Source organism: Streptomyces sp. NPDC059989 (genome assembly GCF_042736975.1).
Taxonomy (GTDB): domain Bacteria; phylum Actinomycetota; class Actinomycetes; order Streptomycetales; family Streptomycetaceae; genus Streptomyces.
The window spans coordinates 1-20,283 of the sequence record NZ_JBHWUO010000010.1 but is presented as its reverse complement, the minus strand read 5'-3'; the positions used below and the strand labels follow the sequence as shown (position 1 = coordinate 20,283).

Here is a 20,283-nt window from a genome sequence, read left to right as displayed (position 1 = left end):
ACGGCCCCCGGTCCTACGGGATCCCCGCGATCGACCCCCTCGGCGAACCGAGGGGGTCGTTCCCGTTCCCGGAGCGGACGGCCCGGCAGGCCCCCGTCGCGATCAGTTCCAGCAGCGGCCGCCAGTCCTCCAGCACGCCCGCGTCCAGGCCTGCCGCCCCGGCCGCGTCGTGGGCCTGCCGCAGGGTCGCCGCCGCCTCGCCGTCGGGGCCGGCCGCCGCCAGGGCGTGGAGCCCGGCCTCGTCCGCGGCCCGCGCGTGCAGCCGTAGCAGCCGGGCCACCCGCTCACCCAGCAGCGGGCGCACCGCCTCCGCCGCGTCACCCGGACGGAGCAGCTCGCCGAGATCCTGCACCAGACCGGCGATTTGGAGCTCTTTATCGAAGGGTCGGGAGCGCCGCAACAGCGCCGCTGCCTGCAGTCCGCGGCCATCGCGGCATGCGTAGAGAAGATCCATCAGCTCCGAAACGCTTGAGATGTACGGCACTTCGGACCCCGGAATCCCGGACCTCGCCACCGCCGCTCCCTCCGTCGTCCCCGCGCGCATTCGGCGTCGAGCGGACCATGCTTGTCGCACCCGCGGGCCGACGACTTCCTGAACTCGCGGCGAAAAGAAGAGGGCGACGCGGTTTTTGCCTTTCTATCGAGCGGAGGTCCGCTCATATGTGTACTCTGGGGCATCAGACGGCCCCATCCGGGCCTCGCTCCACCAAGGCGCCACCGCGTCCGGAAACCCTTTCCTCCCTGCCCGGCGCGCGGTCCGCCTGCCGGGTTACGCGACACGAAGGAGTGCGCGGTGACTGAAAAGACGCAGCCCGAACCGACGTTGCTGGAGCGACCGGGATCGCGGTCCAAGCCGCGGACCGACGAGCTGGGCAGCCTCGAAGTCTGGGCCCGGTCCGCCCCGATCCGGCTCGCCGGGTACGAGGACGACCTGGCGGAGTCCCACATCCTGCCCGGGATCGACTAGCGGTACGGCGGCGCCGCGAGAGCGCGCCGGCGAAGCGATGCAAAGCGCCCCCTCGTGCCGACCGCACCGGGGGCGCCGCGCTGTCCGGCCGGCCCCGACCGCCCGGCCCGCACCGGGAGTTCCCGTACCGCGTACGCCCTGAGCGTCATCGCTGTCGGCGATCAAGGCTTCCGGTGCCGCGCCCGCCCGGGCAGGCTCACCTGCATGAAACTGCTGATGCTGGGTGGTACCGAATTCGTCGGACGCGCGATCACGGAGGACGCCCTCGCCCGGGGCTGGGAGGTGACCGTCTTCCACCGCGGCCACCACGCGCCCCCGCCGGGCACCTCGGCCCTGCACGGGGACCGCACCGCCCCCGGGGGCCTGGACGCCCTCGCCGAGGGGGAGTGGGACCTCGTCGTCGACACCTGGAGCGGCGCCCCCACCGCCGTGCGCGACAGCGCCCGCCTGCTGAGCGGCCGCGCCGGGCAGTACACCTACGTCTCCAGCCGCTCGGTGTACTCCTACCCCGCGCCGGCCGGTCTCGACGAGGACGGCCCCGTGGTCGAGGGCTCGCTCGACGCGGAGGCCACCGCCTACGCCGAGGACAAGCGGGGCGGTGAGCTCGCCGCCGTCGACGCCTTCGGCGAGCGCGCCCTGCTGGTGCGCGCCGGGCTGATCATCGGCCCGTACGAGAACGTCGGCCGGCTGCCCTGGTGGCTGAACCGCACCGCCCGCGGCGGCCCGCTGCTCGCCCCCGGCCCGCGCGACCTCCCCCTCCAGTACATCGACGTGCGCGACCTCGCGCGCTGGACCCTGGACGCCGCCGCGGCCGGGCTCGGCGGCCCCTACAACCTGGCCTCCCCGGTCGGGCACGCCACCATGGGCAGCTTCCTGGACGCCTGCGCCGCCGCCACCGGCGGCCGGGTCGAGCAGCGCTGGACCGACCCCGCGGTGATCGGGGAGGCCGGGATCGAGCCCTGGACCGAGCTGCCGATCTGGCTGCCCCCGGGCGAGCTGCACGACTACATGTTCGGCGGCGACGTCTCCAAGGCGCTGGCGACGGGTCTCGTCTGCCGGCCGATCGAGGAGACGGCCGCCGACACCTGGGCCTGGCTCGGTTCGATCGGCGGAGTCGCCCCGCACCGGTCCGATCGCCCGCAGAAGGGCATCTCGGCGGAGCGCGAGGCCGAGCTGCTGGGGCTCTGAACTACTCCGGCTCCGACCAGGCGGCCTCCGCGAGGCGGGTGGGCGGGAGGTACTCGCCCACCAGCCTGCGGTGCCACCACGCGCCCGTCTCGCGCAGCTCCCGCCAGGTGGTGAACCGGTAGCGGTACAGCCGGGCGCGGACGTAGCGGGGCGGGGCGTCCGGGAAGGGGTTGTGGCGGATCAGCCGCAGCGTGTCCCGGTCGCCCGCCAGCAGCCGCTCCACGAACGGGCCGAACCAGTCCCGCGCGTAGCCGGGAGAGAGCGCGGCGAACCACATCAGCCAGTCCAGCCGCAGGTGGTACGGGGCGAACTGGCGCGGGATCCTGCGCAGATCGCCCGGTTTGCCCTTGAATTCGTACTCCCGCCAGTCGCCGTCCTCGTGCGGCAGCCGGTCGGCGGTCCCCTCCACCACGACCTCGTCGCGGATCCGGCCCACCGTGCCGAACGCCCCGTAGGTGTTCACCAGGTGGAGCGAGTCGAAGGAGCGGTTCATCACCTGGCGCCGCGAGATCATGTTCCGCACCGGATGCCGGCTCAGCACCAGCACCAGCACGGTCACCGCGCAGACCAGGACCACGAACCACACCGGCGCCGACCGCGAGGCGGCGGCCGGGGGAGCGCCCGCGAGCCCGGTGAAGTCCACCGCCGACAGGGCCACCGTGATCGTCACCCAGTTCAGCCAGGCGAAGTTCCCCGACAGCACCAGCCACAGCTGCGTCGCCACGATGATCCCCGCGGCGTACGAGGCCACCGGCTGCGGGGTGAACAGCAGGACGGGCACGCCCAGTTGCGTCACGTGGTTGGCCGCGCACTCCACCCGGTGCAGGGGTTTGGGCAGATGGTGGAAGAACCAGCTCAGCGGCCCCGGCATCGGCTGCGTCTCGTGGTGGTAGTAGAGGCAGGTGAGCTTGCGCCAGCAGGAGTCCCCGCGGATCTTGATCAGCCCGGCCCCGAACTCCACCCGGAAGAGCACCCAGCGCAGCAGCCACAGGATCAGTACCGGCGGCCCGGCCCGAGCGTTGCCGAGGAAGACGGCCAGGAAGCCGACCTCCAGCAGCAGCGACTCCCAGCCGAAGGAGTACCAGGTCTGCCCCACGTTCACGATGGAGAGGTAGAGCAGCCACAGCACCGCCCACATGCCCATCGCCGCACCGAGCGGCACCTCGTCCCCGGCCCCGGCGGCGAGCGCGGCGGCGAGGGCCGCGCCGGCCCAGGCGCACCCGGCGAAGAGCCGGTCGGAGTAGTGCAGTTGGAACAGGCTCGGGGCGCGCCGGAAGGGCACGTACCGCACGTACCGCGGCACGGGCAGCATGCCCTTCGCCCCGATCAGGGCCCGGAACTGCAGGGCGGCCCCGATGAAGGCGAAGAGGTAGACACCGGCGAGGGCCCGCTGGAAGACCAGTCGGCCGAGCCAGTACCCGGGCGCCGTGAACCAGTCCATCGACTCCAGTATCGGACCGGTCAGGCGGCCGTGGCCAGCCTGCGCAGGTGGCGGCCCAGCCAGCGCGCGTAGCTCTGCTGGAGGAAGGGGACCACCGGGCCCGCGAGCCGGGTGTACCAGCTCGCCGGGCGGCTGAAGGCGGTCACCGTGAACCACACCGTGCCGTCCGGGTCCAGCTCCACGATGAAGGACTCCTCCCCGGATTCGGGGTGGCCCGTCAGGGTGCCGTACGCGAAACCGATGCGGCTGGGCTCGTACGCCGTCCAGATCACCCGGCACGGAGCAGTGATCCGCAGCGGGCCGAGGCCGATCCCCACCTCGACGCGGTCGCCGGCGCGGACGGCACCGGAATCGGCCCGTACGCGCATCCCCGAGGTGCGGTGGGCGTGGAAGGTGGTCACCGCGACCCCGGCGGCCTCGAAGGCCGCCCGGCCCCGGCCGATCCGGGTGCGGTGGTGCAGGTGGTGGTAGCCGGCGGGCAGCGGCCGGCGGGCCGTCGCACCCCGGTCGGGGTAGCTGAGGGCGTCGAGGCCGGCGCTGATGAGGCGGGTCATGGCGTGATCTCCTGTCGGGCTGCGGCGGCGGTACGGGCCGGGGTGCCGGCCGTGGTGCCGGCGGTGGCGCCGGCACCGGTGTCGGCGGTCAGTCGGCGCCAGGCCAGCACCGAGCACAGGGCGAATCCGAGGGCGTTGCCGAGGCCGTGGGTCGCGGCCATCCAGGTCAGGGTCGGGTGGACGATCCCGGTGGCCTCGCCGGCCGCCCACCACAGGGCGAGCAGCATGGTGGCCACCAGGACCGCGGCCGAGCCGGCGAGCAGCGCCCGGGTGGTGCGGTCGCGGCCCGCGGGCCGGATCTCGCGCCAGGTCGTGAGGGCCACCGCCCACATCCCGCCGGTCAGGACCACCGCCCCCACCAGCTCGGCCCAGTCGCCGACGAAGTAGCCGAGGAGCACGAGCAGGGTGCCCGCGGGGACGCTGTACGCGGCCCAGCGCGCTCCGGGTCCGGGCGCGGCGGCCCGGCACACCAGCCCGGCGACCAGGGCGGCGGTGAATCCGGCGAAGTGGAAGTGGGGCACGGTGAGCGCCAGGATGTCGAGGTCGAAGCCGAAGAGCCGGAACCCGGCGCGCTCGGCGACCAGCGCCGTCCCGGCGACCGACGGCGACACCAGTGCGGTGGCGACCGCGATGTCGGCGGGGCCGGGCGGTGTCCTGCGGGCCGGGCCGGGCTCGCGGCCCCGCAGCAGTGCGGCGGGGGCCCTCGCCGCGAGGGCCAGGCAGGCCGCCGCGTAGAGTGCGGCGAGCGTGGTGGCGAGTGCGCCGCGCGGCAGCCAGAGGCAGACCGCCCCGAGGGCGGCCGGCAGCGGCCAGAGGCGGGCGGCCCGGCGCAGGCCCGCCGGGTCGATCAGGCGCAGGCCGGCCGGAACGACCCAGAGCATGCCCAGGGTGACGATCACGTTCACCAGTACCGTCACGGCGGACTCCCCTCCCGGTCGCGGCCGAACGCTTTGAACGCGTTCAACTCACGGTCGTGACTCTACGGGCTTCCTTGAACATGTTCAAGAACTCTTCCGGTTGCGGCATGCGCGCGGATGCGGCAGACAAGAGGGAGCAACCGGGGCGAAAAGGGAGATCCACGTGCACGGACCGACACCTCCGACACCTCGTCAGGCGCCGCGCCGTCACGCACCGGCCGGCGCCGCCCTCTTCGCCGCCCTCGGCCTGTTCGCCGCGGCCTGCGGCAGCCCCGAGGAGAACCGGGGCACCGCCGGAGCGGAGAGCCAGGAGCTCTACCTGCAGCCGGTGGCCTCCGCCGGCCCCGACCCCTTCACCGCCTCCTCGGCCACCGCCGAGTCCGCCCCCGTGCAGCCCCCGCTGCCCAACCCGACCGGCCAGGGCATCCGTACCGTCAACGCGGCCACCCCCGGCCTCTACGGGGGCACCCAGCGGCTCGGCAGCTGCGACGTGGAACAGCAGGTCCGCTACCTGAGCACCGACCAGGCCAAGGCCCGCGCCTTCGCCGAGGCCTCCGACGTCGAAGAGGAGAAGATCCCCGAATTCCTGCGGGGCCTGACCCCCGTGGTGCTCCGCGCCGACACCCGCGTCACCAACCACGGATTCCGCGACGGCCGCGCCGACAGTTTCCAGTCCGTCCTGCAGGCCGGCACCGCCGTCCTCGTCGACGAACACGGGATGCCCCGGGTCCGCTGCGCGTGCGGCAACCCGCTGCTCTCCCCGCGCGCGCCCAAGGGCTCCCCGGTGCAGAAGGGCGAGGTGTGGAACGGCTACCAGCCCAACCAGGTCGTCGTCATCGAGCCCACCACCCAGGTGATCAACAACCTGGTGATCGTCAACATCGCCGACAACACCTGGATCGAACGCAAGCGGGGCGACGACGGCGCCCAGGACCGGACCCCGCGCGTGCCGCCCCTGTTCGACCCGGCCGACGGCATCCCCACCGGCCCCGTCACCCCGCCCGGAGCCACGCCCGGGGACCCGTGCCCGACCCCCGACAGCAACAGCCTGGCCCGCACCGCGCCGCCGACGCCCGCGCCCTCCGGCACCGGCCCGGGTACGGCCGCCAGCCCGGGTACGCCCGCCACCCCGGGCGCGGACGCCACGCCGGGCGCGGACGTCGCCCCGAGCGCCCCGGCCCCCGGGGCGACGGACTGCCCGCCGGGTGGGCAGACCACGCCGGCCCCGCCGGATGCCACCGGCTCGCCGCAGAGCCCGGGCCTGCCCCCGAACCGGACCACCCCGCCCCAGCAGCCGCCCTCGTCCGGCTTCCCCTCGGACCTCCCGTCGGACCTCCCCTCGGACCTGCAGTCCGACCTTCCCTCCGACTTCCCCTCGGACATCCCGTCCGACCTGCCGCCGCCGGCCGCGAGCGACCCCGGGATCCCCCTCGCGCCCGACGACCCGTACGGCCCCTCCGGCCCCAGCGATCCCAACAGTCCGTACGCCGTCCCGGACCAGCTCACCGACCCCTCGGACCCGGGCTACTCATTGGAGAGCGCCTGACCGGCCCGTGTGTCATGGTGGATCGGTGCCGACCGCCGTATCGCTGCCGGACGACTGGCCCGCGCACCCGGACCGGTCGCTCGCGCTGAACCGCATGGGCAGTTTCGACTGGGACCTGGTCACCGGTCTCATGCACATGGACTCAGCGGCCCTCGACGTGTTCGACACGACCCCCGAGGAGTACGACGGGCGGCCGGAATCCCTGTCCCCGCGGGTCCCGCCCGCCGAGGCCGCCCGGCTCGACGCCCTCGTCTCCAGCGCCCTCAAGAGCCGCGAGGACAGCTACGGCGCCTACTTCCGCATCCGCTGCCGGGACGGACGGCTGCGCTGGACCCACACCCAGGGCCGCGTCATGCGCGGCCCGGACGGGCGCCCGTACCGGATCATCGGCATCGTCCGCGACGCCACCGAGGAGCTCAGCCACTCGGCGGAGCGCCTCGGCCTCGACGAGGAACGGCGCCGCCAGACCTCGGTGGTCGAGAGCACGACCGCGGCCCTCGCGCACGCCCGGACCGTAAAGGACGTCATCGACGTCATCGGCGACGCCCACGGCCTGGAGCGGCTCGGCTCCATGGGCATGGTGATGGGCCTGGTCGAGGCCGGCCGGATCCACCTCGTGGCCGAGGGGCCGGCCGACAGTTTCGTACCCGGCACCCGGTACACCCGGATCGACGAGCAGTACCCGATGAGCGAGGTCGTCCGCTCGTTGCAACCGCGCTTCCTCGACTCCGCGAAGGAGTTCGCCGAGGGCTATCCCGATCTCTGGTCGAAGATCTCGTCCATGGAGATCTCGGCGGCCGCCTACCTGCCGCTGATCGCCCAGGCCCGCCCCATCGGCGCGATCGGCCTGCTCTACCAGGACAAGGACGGCTTCACCCAGGACGAGCGGAACCTGCTCGTCGCACTCGGCAGCAGCATCGCGCAGAGCCTCCAGCGGGCCATGCTGCTGGAGCAGGAGCACGACCTCGCGGAGGGCCTGCAGCAGGCCATGCTGCCGAGGCGGATCCCGTCCGTGCCGGGCGCGGAGATCGCCGTACGGTACCGCTCCGCCCGGATGGGCCAGGACATCGGCGGCGACTGGTACGACGTGATCCCACTGCCGGGAGGCCGGGTCGGCGCGGTCATCGGAGACGTCCAGGGCCACGACACGCACGCGGCGGCGGTCATGGGCCAGCTGCGGATCGTGCTGCGGGCCTACGCCGCCGAGGGCCACTCGCCGGGCACCGTCATGGCCCGCGCCTCCGTCTTCCTGCACGAGCTGGACACCGACCGCTTCGCGACCTGCACGTACGTGGAGGCCGACCTGGCGACGGGGGTGCTCCAACTGGTCCGGGCCGGCCACATCGACCCGCTGCTGCGCACCCGGGACGGGGACTGCCACCGGATCCCGGTGGCGGGCGGGATGCCGCTGGGCCTCTCCGCGGAGTTCGGCCGCCTCGAATACCCGGTCACCACGGTGGAACTGGACCCGGGGGAAACGGTCCTGCTGTGCACCGACGGCCTCGTGGAACAGCCCGGCGCCGACCTCGACGACGGGATACAGCTCCTCACCTCGCTGGTCCGCAGCGGACCGGCCGACCTCCAGCTCCTGGCGGACCGGCTCTGCGGGGTCGTCGACGAACGCGGCGGGGACGACGACATGGCACTGCTCCTGCTGCGCCGCCAGGTGCAGGCCGCGCCCCCCGGCGGCGGCCGGTTCCAGCAGCACGTGGCGCCGGGCGACCCGGAGGCCCTGGTGGCGGCCCGCCACATGATCGGGGCGGCGGTGCGCGCGTGGGGCGCGCGGGAACGGGCCGACGAGATCGAGCTGGTCGCCGACGAGCTGATCGTGAACGCCCTGATGCACACGGACGGCCCGGCGATCGTCACCCTGCGGGTCCTGTCCGGCCCCGAACGCCGCCTCCGCGTGGAGGTCGAGGACCGCTCCAGCGCGCTCCCGCGGCGGCGCGAGGCGGGCGAGTCGGGGGTCTCGGGGCGGGGCCTGATGCTGGTGGACCGGCTGGCGGACGTGTGGGGCGTGGAGCCGCGGGGGAGCGGCAAGTGCGTGTGGTGCGAGTTCGTGATGGCGTAGGAGGTGTCCTGCGGGCGCTCCACCGCACACCGCCGCCGCCTCCACGCACCCTGCGTATCCCTCTGTTACGTTGAGTGACATGCCGATGCTGCTGATCAAGGGCTCGTACCACGTCATCGGAGCCCGCCCCGACGGGGACACCGTCCACTTCGCCCCGGACGACATCGCCGCATGGAGCCTGGTCCCCGGGCCCCACAAGGTCGAACACAACGCGGCGGGCCGGGCCAAGCTGCGGCTGGACGCCGTCGACGCGCTGGAGACCCACTACTCCCGGACCGGCCCGGAGGTCCACCAGCCGCTCAGGTTCGCGCGCGAGGCCAGGGACGAGCTCCTCATGTGGCTCGGCTTCACCCACGTGCAGCGGCAGGAGAACGAGACGGTCACCGCCGCCGCCCCCCAGACCGTGCCCGGCTGGATCCTCACCCGCGGCGCGGGCCGGGACCACCGCTGCATCGCCCTGGCCGGCAAGGGCGCGCCTCCGGGCACCAGCGGGACGGAGATCATGGTCGACCCCGAGCTCCTGAAGACCACCGCCAACCACCACCTGCTCGCCGCCGGCCTGGCCTACCCGACCTACTACACCAACCTCTTCCCGGACCTGCGCGACGAGTTGACCGCCGCCGCCCACCGGGCACAGGCCCCCGCCAAGGGGCTGTGGACCAAGGACGTGACGACCAGCGGAGCGACCGTCACCGGCATCTCCTCACTCACGGAGGACGCCGGCGCGGTGATCCTCCCCAAGCTGTTCCGGCGGCTGGTGGACTACCTGAACCTCGGCGACCCGGACCTCTCCGGCTTCGAGGCCTTCCTGGCGCAGGCCCAGGACCGCTTCTGGATCCTGTCCACCGGACACCACACCACCGGCCTCGACGCGGTGGTCGAGGTCCTCGACAGCAAGGTGCGGATGACCCACCCGGCCGAAGACCTCGTCTTCGAGGAGACCTGAGCCCGGCCCGGACGAGGCCATGGCCGGCTCGCGCTTCGCCCGGGGCGGCGGCAGGCTGGACCCATGCCGGAGCTGCCCGAGGTCGAGGCCCTGCGGGAGTACCTCGACGAGCACCTCACCGGGCGGGTGGTCGAGCGCGTCCTCCCGCTCGCCGTGAGCGTGCTCAAGACGTACGACCCGCCGCTGACCGCCCTCGAAGGGCAGCCCGCCGGTGCCACCGCCCGCTACGGCAAGTTCCTGGCGGTGCCGGTCGGCGACCTCCACCTCGTCACCCACCTGGCCCGGGCCGGCTGGCTGCGCTGGCAGGACACCCTGCCGGCGCAGCCGCCGCGCCCCGGCAAGGGCCCGCTCGCCCTGCGCGTCGTACTCGAAGGCGGCGGCGGCTTCGACCTCACCGAGGCCGGGACCCAGAAGCGGCTCGCCGTCTACGTGGTCCACGACCCCCAGGAGGTCCCCGGCATCGCCCGCCTCGGCCCCGACCCGCTGGCCGAGGCCTTCGACCGGGACGCCTTCGCCGCGCTGCTCGTAGGGGAGCGGCGCCAGATCAAGGGCGTACTGCGCGACCAGAGCGTCATCGCCGGGATCGGCAACGCCTACAGCGACGAGATCCTGCACCGGGCCAAGGTCTCGCCCTTCAAACTGGCGGCCTCCTTCGACGAGGAGCAGACCACCCGGCTCCACGAGGCCGTCCGGGACACCCTGCGCGAGGCCGTCGAGCGGGCGCACGGGGTGGCCGCGGGGCAGCTCAAGGCCGAGAAGAAGAGCGGCCTGCGGGTGCACGGCCGGACCGGGGAGCCCTGCCCGGTGTGCGGGGACACCATCCGCTCGGTGTCCTTCGCCGACTCCTCCCTGGAGTACTGCCCCACCTGCCAGACCGGGGGCAAGCCGCTCGCCGACCGGCGGCTCTCACGCCTCCTCAAATAGCCGGGCGCTGCGTAGACTCCGGCACCATGGCCGAGGAGCAGCAGCAGTCGCCGCCCCGGCGCGAGGTCGTCACCGGAGTGCCCCGGGGCACCCGCCGCCGGCCGCCCGCGCACACCCCGGCACGCTCCGAGATCTCCGAGCAGACCACCCTGGGCGCCACCTACGTACGGGCCCTCATGCGCAGCCAGCTGCGCGCCGCACTGGGGGCGCTGGCCGCGCTCGCACTGCTGGTCGCGGCCCTGCCGCTGGTGTTGGTGCTGCCGCGCACCGGGTCGGGGCCGCTGGTGTGGGTGGCGCTCGGCGTGCTGGTGTATCCGGTGATGTGGCTGATCGCCCGGTGGTACGTCGCCCGGGCCGAGCGCAACGAGGCCGATTTCACGGGCCTGGTGATGGACCCGGCCGAGGCGCCGGGCCCGGGTCCCCGCCGCTCCGCCTAGCAGGACCTCTTCAGAACAGGTGCATCGCCAAGTGGCCGAGCGGCAGGCCGAGTTGCCAGGCCGGGGTCCACACCCGGGCATTCTCGTCCAGGCCCGGCGGGGTGTCGGCGTGGCCGTGCCGGCCCGGGTCGAGGTTGGTGGCGAACAGTTCGGTGTGGTCCAGCCAGCGCCACGCCGCCCGGGCCAGTTCCAGGTCCGGCTCGTCGGCGCGGCCGCGCTCGTGGGCCTCCTCGCCCAGCGCGAGGAACCGGGTGTGCACCCAGTCGCGCCAGGGGTGACCGTACGCCGTCAGCGAGAGCCACTCGTCGAGCTGGGAGACCACCCGGATCCCGGAGAGCTCCCCGGCCGCGTCCGAGAGGTAGATCGTCAGCGCGAGCGTGTCGCGTCCGGCCCGGAACTCCAGGGTGCTGACCGGGATCAGCCGGCCCGTGCGCAGCAGTTCGTCTGCGATGTACTCGGCGTAGAGCCAAGCCATGGGCACCGCGAGCCCGCCGTCACTGGTGCCGTTCATACCCTCGGGCTGCACCGTTCCACCTTCTCCCGCGCGTCGAGCGTCCCGTCGTCAGCCCCGAGCCTTCACCGAGCGGCTCGCGGAGCGGGGGATGTTTACTCAACTTGAACGGTCTGATGCCTCATTTCATGCGGTTCGTGTCCGATCCGCATGCATTCGAGGCGTTGTCCGACCCCTTCCCGCGTGCCGCGGGGCTCAGGCGCCGAGGCCGTACCCGTACCCCTGGAGGCCCTTCTTCAGGGCCCGGAGGGCATAGTACGTACGGGATTTGACGGTCCCGGCCGGGATCCCGAGTTCCGCGGCGGCCTCCGCGACCGAGCGGTCCTGGAAGTAGACCTGCATCAGCACCTCGCGGTGCTCCGGCCCCAAGGAGCCCACGGCCCGCCGCACGTCGATCGCCGTCACCGACCCGGCCACCGCGTCCTCGGGCGCGGGCGCCTGCTCCAGCGCCTCCGCGTCCACCTCCTGCGGCCGGGACAGACGGGCCCGCCGCGCGTCGATCGCGAGGCGCCGGGCCACCGTGAAGAGCCAGGGCCGCATGGACTCGTGCCCGCTCGACAGGACCTCCGGGTGCTGCCAGACCCGTACGAGGGTCTCCTGGACGAGGTCCTCCGCACGCTGGGCGTCCCCGGCGGTGAGCCCGAGCAGGAATCCGAACAGCGCCCGTCCGTGGTCGCGCTGGAGTTCGGCCAGCGCCTCGGGATCCGTACGCGTGAGGGTGGGGGAGAGCGGCACGAGGGGCTCCTTCCGGGTGCGTGGGGGTCCGTTACCGAGGGCGACACATCAACCCTGACCTGCACGGAGCCGCCCGGGAACCGTCCGGTCCTGGTGGTGCGCCCAAGCACCCGGGTCATCCGGTGGGCGGCCGGGCCGGGCGGTGAACGGTCGAACGGCGCGGCGAACGGCAGTGCTCCGGGCGGCGCTCCGGGCAACGGTCCGGACTGCCGCCGTCCGGGTGAGCCGGCGGCCCGCGGCCGGATCCGTTCCTTGACTTGCGGCGTCTCTTTCTATGGATTGCAGGTGATCGGATTGTCGTACTAACGAGAGCCGGGACAGATGACCAAGCGCACCCGACAGGCCGTTGCCCTCCTCTCCGTCCTCCTGCTGTCGGCGGCCGCCGGCTGCTCGGCCGCGGGGGACCCGGGAGCGGGACCGGGAGAGGCCCGCCTCGGCGGATCCGGCAAGCCGACCCCCTCCAGCGCCGCCGGCTCCCCGGCGGCCACCGGATTCACCCTCGTCGCGAGCGGCGACGTCCTTCCGCACACCTCGGTCATCCGGCGGGCCGCCGACGACGCGGGCGGCGACGGGTACGACTTCAGGCCAATGTTCTCCGCCGTCAAACCCCTGGTCTCCGCGGCCGACCTGGCCATCTGCCACATGGAGACCATCTACGGGGAGGAAGGCGGGCCCTTCTCCGGCTACCCCGCCTTCAAGTCCCCGCCGGAGGTGGCCGAAGGACTCAAGGACGCCGGATACGACGGCTGCTCCACGGCCTCGAACCACACCCTCGACGACGGCGCCGACGGGCTGCGCCGCACGCTCGACCGCTTCGACAAGGTCGGCCTGAAGCACGCAGGTTCGGCCCGTACGGCAGCCGAGGCGGCCACGGTGACCACGTACACGGCGGGCTCCGCCAAGGTCGCGCACCTCGCGTACACCTACGACACCAACGGCTACCCGCTGCCCGAGGGGCAGCCGTGGGCGGTCAACCTGATGAAGCAGGACAAGATCATCGCGGATGCGCGGGCCGCCCGGAAGGCGGGCGCGGACGTGGTCCTGGTCAGCGTGCACTGGGGCACGGAGTGGCAGACCGAGCCCGACGAGACGCAGCTGACGCTGGGCAGGGCACTGACCGCCGCACAGACCGGGGGACGCCCCGACATCGACATGATCCTGGGCACGCACGCGCACATCCCGCAGCCCTACGAGAAGGTCAACGGGACCTGGATCATCTACGGCATGGGCGACCAGGTGGCCGGCGAGATGTTCAACTACACGGGCGCGCGGGACATGCGCGGCAACTACGGCTCCATCGGCCGCTTCACCTTCGCCCCGCCGGCCGCGGCCGGGCAGCGCTGGCAGGTCACCAAGGCCGAGTTCGTCCCCCAGATGATGGACCTGTCCATCGGCCGGGTCGTCAACCTCCCCGACACCCTGGCGAAGAACCCCGGCCGGGACGACTACGAGAGCGCCCAGGACACCATCACCGAGGCCGTCCTCAGCCGCGGCGCCGCGAAGGACGGCCTCACCATGGCCAAGTAGCCGGGCCACAGGCAGGGCCTGCGCCCCGGCGCCCCCGGCCTCCCCTACGGCACCACCGTCACCGGCCAGCGGCCCGCCTTGACCAGGCGGATCGCCACCGAGCCCACGATGCGGTGGCCGGCCTTCTCGGAGGCGCCGACCACCACCGCGTCCGCCGTCAGTTCCTCCGCCGCGCTCACCAGGCCCGCGTAAGGGTCGCCGCGGAAGGTGTGGAACTGCCAGCGGACCTCGTAGATGCCCTTGAGGCGCTCCGCCGCCTCGCGGATCTCCGCCACCAGGCCCTCCGCGATCTCGCCGGTGGTGTCGGCCACCGGCGCGCCCAGCGAGGCGCCGGCCGGCATCACCGGCTGGACGTACACCATCGCCAGCAGCGCGTTCTGCCGCCGGGCCAGCCCTGCCGCGTAGGCCGCGGCCCGTAGCGAGGACTCCGACCCGTCGACGCCGGCCAGGATCACCTTCGGGCCGTCGGTACCGCGTTCGAATCCCGTGTTCGCGTGCTCCGTCACCCTCCCGAGCGTATCCGCCTCGGCGCGCGGACGGCCGGGGCCGTCCCTACAGTGCGAACCATGAGTGCCACCGTGGAGGAGACGCGCGGAACCCGGAACCGCTTCCTGAACCGGGTTCCCGACGGATTCGGCGCGTTCTTCGGAACGCTCGGCCTGCTGTGCGCTCTGCTGGCGCTGTCCCCGACGCTGCGCAGGCTGCTGCGGCACATCGTGCGCTTCCTGGACCTCATCGTCGTCCCGGTCAGCGCCAACCTCGCCTACGCCGTCTTCCTCTTCCTGCTCGCCGCCGCCCTCGGCACCCGCAAGAAGGTCGCCTGGTGGATCGTCGTCACCTATTTGGCCCTGCTGATCCTCGCCGACGTGCTGAGCATGGCCGAAGGCGACTACTGGGTGGGCGTCCCCTCCATGGCCATCGCGGTCGCCGCCCTGGTCCTGCTGATCGCCGCCCGCAGCGAGTTCTACGCCGCCTCACGGCCCGGGGCCCTCTGGCGGGCCATGATCGTGCTCGGCATCGGGCTGCTGGCCGCCGTCCTCGTCGGATGGGGGCTCGTCGCCCTCTTCCCCGGGACCCTGCCCAAGGGCCAGTGGCTGGACTGGGCCGCCAAGCAGGTCTTCGGCGGCCTCTTCTCCGCCCGGCAGTTCGACGGCCGCCCGCCCCGCCCCCTGTACTTCCTGCTCGGCCTCCTCGGCGCCGTCGCCCTGCTGAACGCCGCCGCCACGCTCTTCCGCTCCCAGCGCCTGACCGCCGCCCTGCACGGGGACGAGGAGCCCCGCATCCGGGCCCTCCTCGGCGCCTACGGGCGCAACGACTCCCTCGGCTACTTCGCCACCCGCCGCGACAAGGCCGTCGTCTTCGCCCCCAACGGCAAGGCCGCCGTCACCTACCGCGTCGAAGCCGGCGTCTGCCTCGCCAGCGGCGACCCGGTGGGAGACCCCGCCGCCTGGACCCCCGCCATCGACGCCTGGCTCACCGTCGCCCGCCGCTACGGCTGGCAGCCCGCCGTCATGGGCGCCTCCGAGGACGGCGCCACCGCCTACGCCCGCTCCGGACTCGGCGCCCTCCAACTCGGCGACGAGGCCATCCTGCACGTGGCCCACTTCGACCTCGACGGCCGCGACATGCGCGTCACCCGGCAGGCCGTCAACCGGGTCAAGCGCACCGGAGCCACCACCGTCATCCGCCGCCACTCCGCCCTCTCCGAGGACGAGATGCAGATGATCGTGGACCGGGCCGACACGTGGCGCGACACCGAGACCGAGCGCGGCTTCTCCATGGCCCTGGACCGGCTCGGCGACCCGGCCGACGGGGACTGCCTGCTGGTGGAGGCCTTCGACGCCCAGGGCGAGCTGATCGCCCTGCTCTCCTTCGTCCCCTGGGGCAAGGACGGCATCTCCCTCGACCTGATGCGCCGCGACCGTACCGCCCCCAACGGGGTCATGGAGTTCATGGTCGCCCAGCTCTGCGCCGCCTCCCCGGGCCTGGGCGTACGCCGGATCTCCCTCAACTTCGCCGTCTTCCGCTCCGCCTTCGAGGAGGGCGGCCGGATCGGCGCCGGCCCCGTCCTGAAGCTGTGGCGCAAGCTGCTGCTCTTCTTCTCCCGCTGGTGGCAGCTGGAGGCGCTGTACCGCTCGAACGTCAAGTACGGCCCCGAGTGGTACCCGCGGTTCCTCTGCTACCAGGACGCCGGCTCGCTCGCCCGGGTCAGCCTCGCCTCCGGCATCGCCGAGGGCTTCGTCTCCGTACCCAGCCTGCGCACCCTGTGGGGCAACGGCCACCCCAAGGGCCTCACCGCCCCCGCCACCACCGAGGGGCTGCCCTCCATCGACTCCCTGGGCCTGGACGCCGTGGGAGAGGAGTCCGAGGCCGCCGCCCGGGCCGAGCGGCTGCCCGAGCAGGTACGCGTACGGCACGACAAACTGGAGCGCATCCGGGCCGGCGGCACCGACCCGTACCCGGTCGGGATCCGGCAGCGCACCCACACCGTGGCCGGGCTGAAGGCGACGCACCCCGAGCACCCGGCCGGCGCCCGCTCCGGTGAGGAGGCCACCCTCGCCGGGCGCGTCATGCTCGTACGCGACCTCGGCGGCGTGCTCTTCGCCGTCCTGCGCGACTGGTCCGGGGACATACAGCTGATGCTCACCCGCGACGAGACCGGCCCCGACGCCATGGACTCCTTCACCTCCCAGGTCGACTTCGGCGACCACGTCGTCGCGAGCGGCGAGGTCGGCGCCAGCAAGAGCGGCGAGCTGTCCCTGGTCGTGCGGGACTGGCAGCTCACCGGCAAGTGCCTGCGCCCCCTCCCCGACAAGCGCAAGGGCCTCGCCGACCCGGAGGCCCGCGTCCGGCGCCGCTACCTCGACCTCGTCGCGAGCCCCGAGGCGCGCGACGTCGTACGGGCCCGCTCCAGCGCGGTGCAGGCCCTGCGCCAGGGGCTGCTGGACCGCGGCTACCTGGAGGTCGAGACCCCGATGCTCCAGCAGATCCACGGCGGCGCCAACGCCCGGCCGTTCCGCACCCACATCAACGCCTACGACCTCGACCTGTACCTGCGCATCGCGCCCGAGCTGTACCTGAAGCGGCTGTGCGTCGGCGGCATGGAGAAGGTCTTCGAGATGGGCCGCACCTTCCGCAACGAGGGCGTCTCCTACAAGCACAACCCCGAGTTCACGATGCTGGAGGCCTACCAGGCCTTCGCCGACTACGACGTGATGCTCGACCTCACCCGCGAGCTGATCCAGGGCGCGGCGACGGCCGCCTTCGGCTCGCCCATCGCGCACAAGGCGGGACCGGACGGCAAGCTCGCCGTCCACGACATCTCCGGTCCCTGGCCGGTCAAGACCATGTACGGGGCGATCAGCGAGGCCCTCGGGGAGGAGGTCGACGCCGACACCGAGGAGCACGTGCTGCGCCGGCTCTGCGACCGGGCCTCCGTCCCGCACTCCCCCGAGGACACCCGCGGCGACGTGGTCCTGGAGATGTACGAACGCCTCGTCGAGGAGCGGACCAAGCTGCCCACCTTCTACAAGGACTTCCCGACGGACGTCTCCCCGCTCACCCGGCAGCACCGCAAGGACCCCAGGCTCGCCGAGCGCTGGGACCTGGTCGCCTTCGGCACCGAACTGGGCACCGCCTACTCGGAGCTGACCGACCCGGTCGAGCAGCGGCGCCGGCTCACCGCGCAGTCCCTGCTCGCGGCGGGCGGCGACCCGGAGGCGATGGAACTCGACAACGACTTCCTGGACGCGCTGGAGTACGCGATGCCGCCGACGGGCGGGCTGGGCATCGGCGTGGACCGCCTCGTCATGTTCCTCACGGGCCTCACGATCCGCGAGACGCTGCCGTTCCCGCTGGTGCGACGCGGCTGAGCGGTTCCACGGCTGGTCCGAGCGGGTGAGCGGGACGGGGTCCGTCCGCGCCTCTCGACATCTCCGGCGATGTCGTTGATACGTAGTAATAATGAAAAATGACGAGCCGACAGTAGGGCGACGCGTGCTCCTGCGTACCGCCGTCTTCCTCGGAGTCGCGGCCGCCGCCGGACTGATCAACGCGGGCGACGGGGGCGGGCCGGCGGGCCGCCCCGGCGCGCCCGGTGCCCCCGGTGGCGCCCCCGGCCCGAACCCCGCGGCGGGACCGCCGGGCAGGCTCCACGAGTTGGCCGCCGAAAAGTCGTACCGGCTGCGGCCGATGACCGCCGAGGCCCCCGGCCGGCCGGCCGCAGCGAAGCCGGCCGTACGGACCCGCCCGATCCTGGAACTCCCGGCCGACGCGACCGCGGCCGGCTCCATGGTCCTCACCTTCGACGACGGCCCCGACCCCCGGTACACCCCGGGGATCCTCGACACCCTCGCCCGGTACGGGGTGCGCGCCATGTTCTTCGTCTGCGGGGAGATGGCCACCGAGAACCGCGACCTGCTGCGCCGGATGGTCGCCGAGGGCCACGTCATCGGCAACCACACCTGGACCCATCCGCTCATCCCCACGCTCAGCCGGCCCGGCCTCGCCTCCGAGATCGGCCGCACGAGCGACGTCGTACAGCAGACCGTGGGCGAGGCGCCGGTGTGGTTCCGGGCGCCGTACGGGGCCTGGAACCGGGCCGCCTTCGAGATCGGCGCGGAGCTGGGCATGGAGCCGCTCGCCTGGACCGTGGACACCCTGGACTGGAAGGAGCCGGGGACCACCACGATCGTCTCCCGGGTCCTGTCGGGCGCGGGGTCGGGCGTGATCGTGCTCTCGCACGACGCGGGCGGCAACCGGTCGCAGAGCGTCCAGGCGATCTCCTCCTACCTGCCCCAACTGCTCGCGCGGGGCTACCGGATGACCCTGCCGACGCTGCCGCCCCGCTGAACGCGGCGGGGCCGCGCGGGCGCTGCCGCCCCGCCGAGTACGGTCGCGCCGCGCGCTCCGGCGGGCCCCCGGCTCAGCGGGCCGCCACCATCCGGGCGAAGACGACCACGTTGCCCTCGTAGCCCCGGGCCTTCGAATAGCCGCCGCCGCACGTGATCACCCGGAGTTCCGGGTGCCCGGTGTCCCCGTACACCCGGGCTCCGGGGAAGGCGTCCTTGGAGAACACCTCCACGCCGTACACCTCGAACACCGCCGTGCGCCCGTCGTACCGCTCCACCTCGATGTGGTTGCCCGGCTTCACCGAGCCCAGGCCGTAGAAGACCGCCGGGCCCTGCGCGTTGTCCACGTGGCCCACGATCACCGCCGAGCCCCGCTGGCCCGGCGAGATGCCGTTGAGGTACCAGCCGGCCAGATTGCGGTCCTGCGGCGGCGGGGCGTCGATCCAGCCCTCCGCGTCCAGCCCGACCGTCATCACCGGCGCGTCCACGTTGATGTTGGGAATCCGGATGCGCTGCACCGACGAGTGCTCCAGCACGTCCATGTCCGCGGGCGGCGTGGGCGGATCCGCCGGCAGCTGATCGGCCGTCACGGCGACGCGCGAGGCCGCGGTGGGCTGGGGCGGCCCGCCGTCGATGTCCACACCGTTCCGCACCATCGCGAGGCCGCTGAGCATGACCAGGGCGAGCACGCCCCACGGTGAGCGTTTGCGTGACTTCCCGGTCTCGTCCTCGCCCATCGTTCTCCCTTCCCGACGCGGGGGTCCCGACCCGCGTTCCTGTCCCACCCCTGTACGCCCTACTTCACGCACGCTAAGGCTGCGTCGGCAGGACGGCGAGAGGGGAGGGGGCGAACGGGTGGCGGAGCCCCGAAGGGGCCGGAAGAGGTGCGCCCATCCAGGTAATCGTCACATAAATGCCTGACGGGTCGTGACCTGCGGATCCGTCAGCTACGCCGCCCGCGCTTCGGCGTGTCGCTCAACCGGGCGGCCCAAAGGCGGAAATGCGGAGCTTGCGGGCCGCCCCGAGGGTTCGACGTGGGAGGCGTTCTCGTCGATCATCCGGGGCCGACGCTCCGGGGCGCTTTCCGCTGGAGGTTCCACCATGCGTGTTTTCCGCGCTCTAACCGTGACGGCGGCAGCCTGCGCCGCGATCGGCCTCAGTGTCCCCTTCGCCTCCGCGAACACCCCGCTGGGTGGGGGCGGCGGACCCAGCAACATCTCGGTCAACCCGTACCGGGTGCACCAGGGATCCACGATGCAGGTGAGCGCGTCGGGCTGCGGACACGGCGGCAACGTCGCCTCGCCCGGCAACTTTCCGCCGGCCAACCTCTCCGCCGGGTCGATCGGTTTCGCCACCGTCCGGATCTTCAACCACGCCTCACCCGGCCACCACACGCTGTCGGTCAAGTGCAACGACAACAGCCTGGTCGCCACGCACCGCTTCGAGATCCTGCCCGGCAACCCCTCACAGGGCGGCATCGGCGGCTCCTTCGGCCCGTCCACCGCCGAGACCGCCATCGGCGCGAGCCTCGTCGGCGCGGCGGCCCTCGGCGCGGGCGCCCACGTGATGCGCCGCCGCCGTCCGATCCGCGGCCGCGCCTGACCGGCCGACCTCCCCGGTCAGGCATGGAAAACCGCCGGTCGCCCCGAGTCCTGGCCAGGACTCGGGG

The 20,283-nt window shown here is 73.1% G+C and carries 19 protein-coding genes; 11 read left to right on the top strand and 8 right to left on the bottom strand.

Going from position 1 to position 20,283, the window contains the following annotated elements; translation table 11 throughout:
* Positions 1-13: 13 nt before the first annotated feature.
* Positions 14-454: a hypothetical protein gene (locus tag ACFWBN_RS11235; RefSeq protein WP_385174139.1), complete on the bottom strand. Its 441-nt coding sequence runs from the start codon at positions 452-454 to the stop codon at positions 14-16.
* 339 nt (positions 455-793) lie between these two features.
* Between ACFWBN_RS11235 and ACFWBN_RS11230 the strand changes: the two genes are divergently transcribed.
* Positions 794-967, top strand: a complete 174-nt coding sequence (locus ACFWBN_RS11230; protein ID WP_385174137.1) for a hypothetical protein — start codon at positions 794-796, stop codon at positions 965-967.
* A gap of 204 nt (positions 968-1,171) precedes the next feature.
* Positions 1,172-2,155 (top strand): NAD-dependent epimerase/dehydratase family protein, encoded by a 984-nt coding sequence (locus ACFWBN_RS11225; RefSeq protein WP_385174134.1) that lies wholly within the window; start codon positions 1,172-1,174, stop codon positions 2,153-2,155.
* Position 2,156: 1 nt separating this feature from the next.
* Here the strand turns inward: ACFWBN_RS11225 and ACFWBN_RS11220 are convergent, their stop codons facing one another.
* The 3 genes from ACFWBN_RS11220 to ACFWBN_RS11210 are packed head-to-tail and all read right to left on the bottom strand — an operon-like array spanning position 2,157 to position 5,067.
* Entirely contained in the window at positions 2,157-3,596 is a 1,440-nt protein-coding gene (locus tag ACFWBN_RS11220) for a lipase maturation factor family protein (RefSeq protein WP_385174131.1), read from the bottom strand.
* A gap of 20 nt (positions 3,597-3,616) precedes the next feature.
* Positions 3,617-4,150: a DUF1990 family protein gene (locus ACFWBN_RS11215; protein WP_385174128.1), complete on the bottom strand. Its 534-nt coding sequence runs from the start codon at positions 4,148-4,150 to the stop codon at positions 3,617-3,619.
* Entirely contained in the window at positions 4,147-5,067 is a 921-nt protein-coding gene (locus ACFWBN_RS11210) for a YndJ family protein (RefSeq protein WP_385174125.1), read from the bottom strand. The genes ACFWBN_RS11215 and ACFWBN_RS11210 overlap by 4 nt, the downstream gene beginning before the upstream one ends.
* Before the next feature lie 163 nt (positions 5,068-5,230).
* Here ACFWBN_RS11210 and ACFWBN_RS11205 point away from each other — a divergent pair, with 163 nt between their 5' ends.
* From ACFWBN_RS11205 to ACFWBN_RS11185, 5 genes are all read left to right on the top strand, one after another.
* The gene (locus ACFWBN_RS11205; protein ID WP_385174122.1) at positions 5,231-6,613 is read left to right on the top strand and encodes a DUF6777 domain-containing protein; all 1,383 of its coding nucleotides are present in this window, start codon (positions 5,231-5,233) and stop codon (positions 6,611-6,613) included.
* 7 nt (positions 6,614-6,620) lie between these two features.
* The gene (locus ACFWBN_RS11200; RefSeq protein WP_385174119.1) at positions 6,621-8,684 is read left to right on the top strand and encodes a SpoIIE family protein phosphatase; all 2,064 of its coding nucleotides are present in this window, start codon (positions 6,621-6,623) and stop codon (positions 8,682-8,684) included.
* A 79-nt stretch (positions 8,685-8,763) separates the two neighbouring features.
* Complete coding sequence (locus ACFWBN_RS11195) at positions 8,764-9,630, top strand: nuclease (protein WP_385174116.1); 867 nt, start codon at positions 8,764-8,766, stop codon at positions 9,628-9,630.
* 63 nt (positions 9,631-9,693) lie between these two features.
* Positions 9,694-10,554, top strand: a complete 861-nt coding sequence (locus tag ACFWBN_RS11190) for an Fpg/Nei family DNA glycosylase (RefSeq protein WP_385174114.1) — start codon at positions 9,694-9,696, stop codon at positions 10,552-10,554.
* Between the two features lie 26 nt (positions 10,555-10,580).
* Positions 10,581-10,991: a hypothetical protein gene (locus tag ACFWBN_RS11185; protein WP_385174111.1), complete on the top strand. Its 411-nt coding sequence runs from the start codon at positions 10,581-10,583 to the stop codon at positions 10,989-10,991.
* A 10-nt stretch (positions 10,992-11,001) separates the two neighbouring features.
* On the opposite strand, the gene ACFWBN_RS11180 is transcribed toward ACFWBN_RS11185, so the two are convergent.
* Positions 11,002-11,502 carry a hypothetical protein gene (locus tag ACFWBN_RS11180; protein ID WP_385174582.1) on the bottom strand — a complete coding sequence of 167 codons (501 nt, stop codon included), beginning with the start codon at positions 11,500-11,502 and terminating at the stop codon, positions 11,002-11,004.
* 195 nt (positions 11,503-11,697) lie between these two features.
* Positions 11,698-12,237: a sigma-70 family RNA polymerase sigma factor gene (locus ACFWBN_RS11175; protein ID WP_385174108.1), complete on the bottom strand. Its 540-nt coding sequence runs from the start codon at positions 12,235-12,237 to the stop codon at positions 11,698-11,700.
* A gap of 321 nt (positions 12,238-12,558) precedes the next feature.
* On the opposite strand from ACFWBN_RS11175, the gene ACFWBN_RS11170 reads away from it, so the two are divergent.
* Positions 12,559-13,764: a CapA family protein gene (locus ACFWBN_RS11170; protein WP_385174105.1), complete on the top strand. Its 1,206-nt coding sequence runs from the start codon at positions 12,559-12,561 to the stop codon at positions 13,762-13,764.
* A gap of 44 nt (positions 13,765-13,808) precedes the next feature.
* Here ACFWBN_RS11170 and ACFWBN_RS11165 read toward each other — a convergent pair whose 3' ends face one another.
* On the bottom strand, positions 13,809-14,270 hold the full coding sequence (locus ACFWBN_RS11165) for a universal stress protein (RefSeq protein WP_385174102.1): 462 nt from the start codon (positions 14,268-14,270) through the stop codon (positions 13,809-13,811).
* A gap of 60 nt (positions 14,271-14,330) precedes the next feature.
* Here ACFWBN_RS11165 and lysX point away from each other — a divergent pair, with 60 nt between their 5' ends.
* Together lysX and ACFWBN_RS11155 are read left to right on the top strand one after the other, a co-directional pair.
* Positions 14,331-17,636, top strand: a complete 3,306-nt coding sequence (gene lysX / locus ACFWBN_RS11160; protein ID WP_385174100.1) for a bifunctional lysylphosphatidylglycerol synthetase/lysine--tRNA ligase LysX — start codon at positions 14,331-14,333, stop codon at positions 17,634-17,636.
* A 91-nt stretch (positions 17,637-17,727) separates the two neighbouring features.
* Positions 17,728-18,615 carry a polysaccharide deacetylase family protein gene (locus ACFWBN_RS11155; protein ID WP_385174097.1) on the top strand — a complete coding sequence of 296 codons (888 nt, stop codon included), beginning with the start codon at positions 17,728-17,730 and terminating at the stop codon, positions 18,613-18,615.
* 73 nt (positions 18,616-18,688) lie between these two features.
* Here the strand turns inward: ACFWBN_RS11155 and ACFWBN_RS11150 are convergent, their stop codons facing one another.
* A complete protein-coding gene (locus tag ACFWBN_RS11150) occupies positions 18,689-19,351 on the bottom strand; it encodes a class F sortase (RefSeq protein WP_385174094.1) in 663 nt (220 codons plus the stop codon).
* Between the two features lie 364 nt (positions 19,352-19,715).
* On the opposite strand from ACFWBN_RS11150, the gene ACFWBN_RS11145 reads away from it, so the two are divergent.
* Complete coding sequence (locus ACFWBN_RS11145) at positions 19,716-20,216, top strand: hypothetical protein (protein ID WP_385174092.1); 501 nt, start codon at positions 19,716-19,718, stop codon at positions 20,214-20,216.
* Positions 20,217-20,283 lie beyond the last annotated feature (67 nt).

Bases quoted from the DNA above. Each gene is read 5' to 3' on its own strand.
- ACFWBN_RS11235 (WP_385174139.1), bottom strand. From the start codon at position 454: ATGGATCTTCTCTACGCATGCCGCGATGGCCGCGGACTGCAGGCAGCG.
- ACFWBN_RS11225 (WP_385174134.1), top strand. From the start codon at position 1,172: ATGAAACTGCTGATGCTGGGTGGTACCGAATTCGTCGGACGCGCGATC.
- ACFWBN_RS11220 (WP_385174131.1), bottom strand. From the start codon at position 3,596: ATGGACTGGTTCACGGCGCCCGGGTACTGGCTCGGCCGACTGGTCTTC.
- ACFWBN_RS11215 (WP_385174128.1), bottom strand. From the start codon at position 4,150: ATGACCCGCCTCATCAGCGCCGGCCTCGACGCCCTCAGCTACCCCGAC.
- ACFWBN_RS11195 (WP_385174116.1), top strand. From the start codon at position 8,764: ATGCCGATGCTGCTGATCAAGGGCTCGTACCACGTCATCGGAGCCCGC.
- ACFWBN_RS11190 (WP_385174114.1), top strand. From the start codon at position 9,694: ATGCCGGAGCTGCCCGAGGTCGAGGCCCTGCGGGAGTACCTCGACGAG.
- ACFWBN_RS11185 (WP_385174111.1), top strand. From the start codon at position 10,581: ATGGCCGAGGAGCAGCAGCAGTCGCCGCCCCGGCGCGAGGTCGTCACC.
- ACFWBN_RS11180 (WP_385174582.1), bottom strand. From the start codon at position 11,502: ATGAACGGCACCAGTGACGGCGGGCTCGCGGTGCCCATGGCTTGGCTC.
- ACFWBN_RS11170 (WP_385174105.1), top strand. From the start codon at position 12,559: ATGACCAAGCGCACCCGACAGGCCGTTGCCCTCCTCTCCGTCCTCCTG.
- lysX (WP_385174100.1), top strand. From the start codon at position 14,331: ATGAGTGCCACCGTGGAGGAGACGCGCGGAACCCGGAACCGCTTCCTG.
- ACFWBN_RS11155 (WP_385174097.1), top strand. From the start codon at position 17,728: ATGAAAAATGACGAGCCGACAGTAGGGCGACGCGTGCTCCTGCGTACC.
- ACFWBN_RS11150 (WP_385174094.1), bottom strand. From the start codon at position 19,351: ATGGGCGAGGACGAGACCGGGAAGTCACGCAAACGCTCACCGTGGGGC.
- ACFWBN_RS11145 (WP_385174092.1), top strand. From the start codon at position 19,716: ATGCGTGTTTTCCGCGCTCTAACCGTGACGGCGGCAGCCTGCGCCGCG.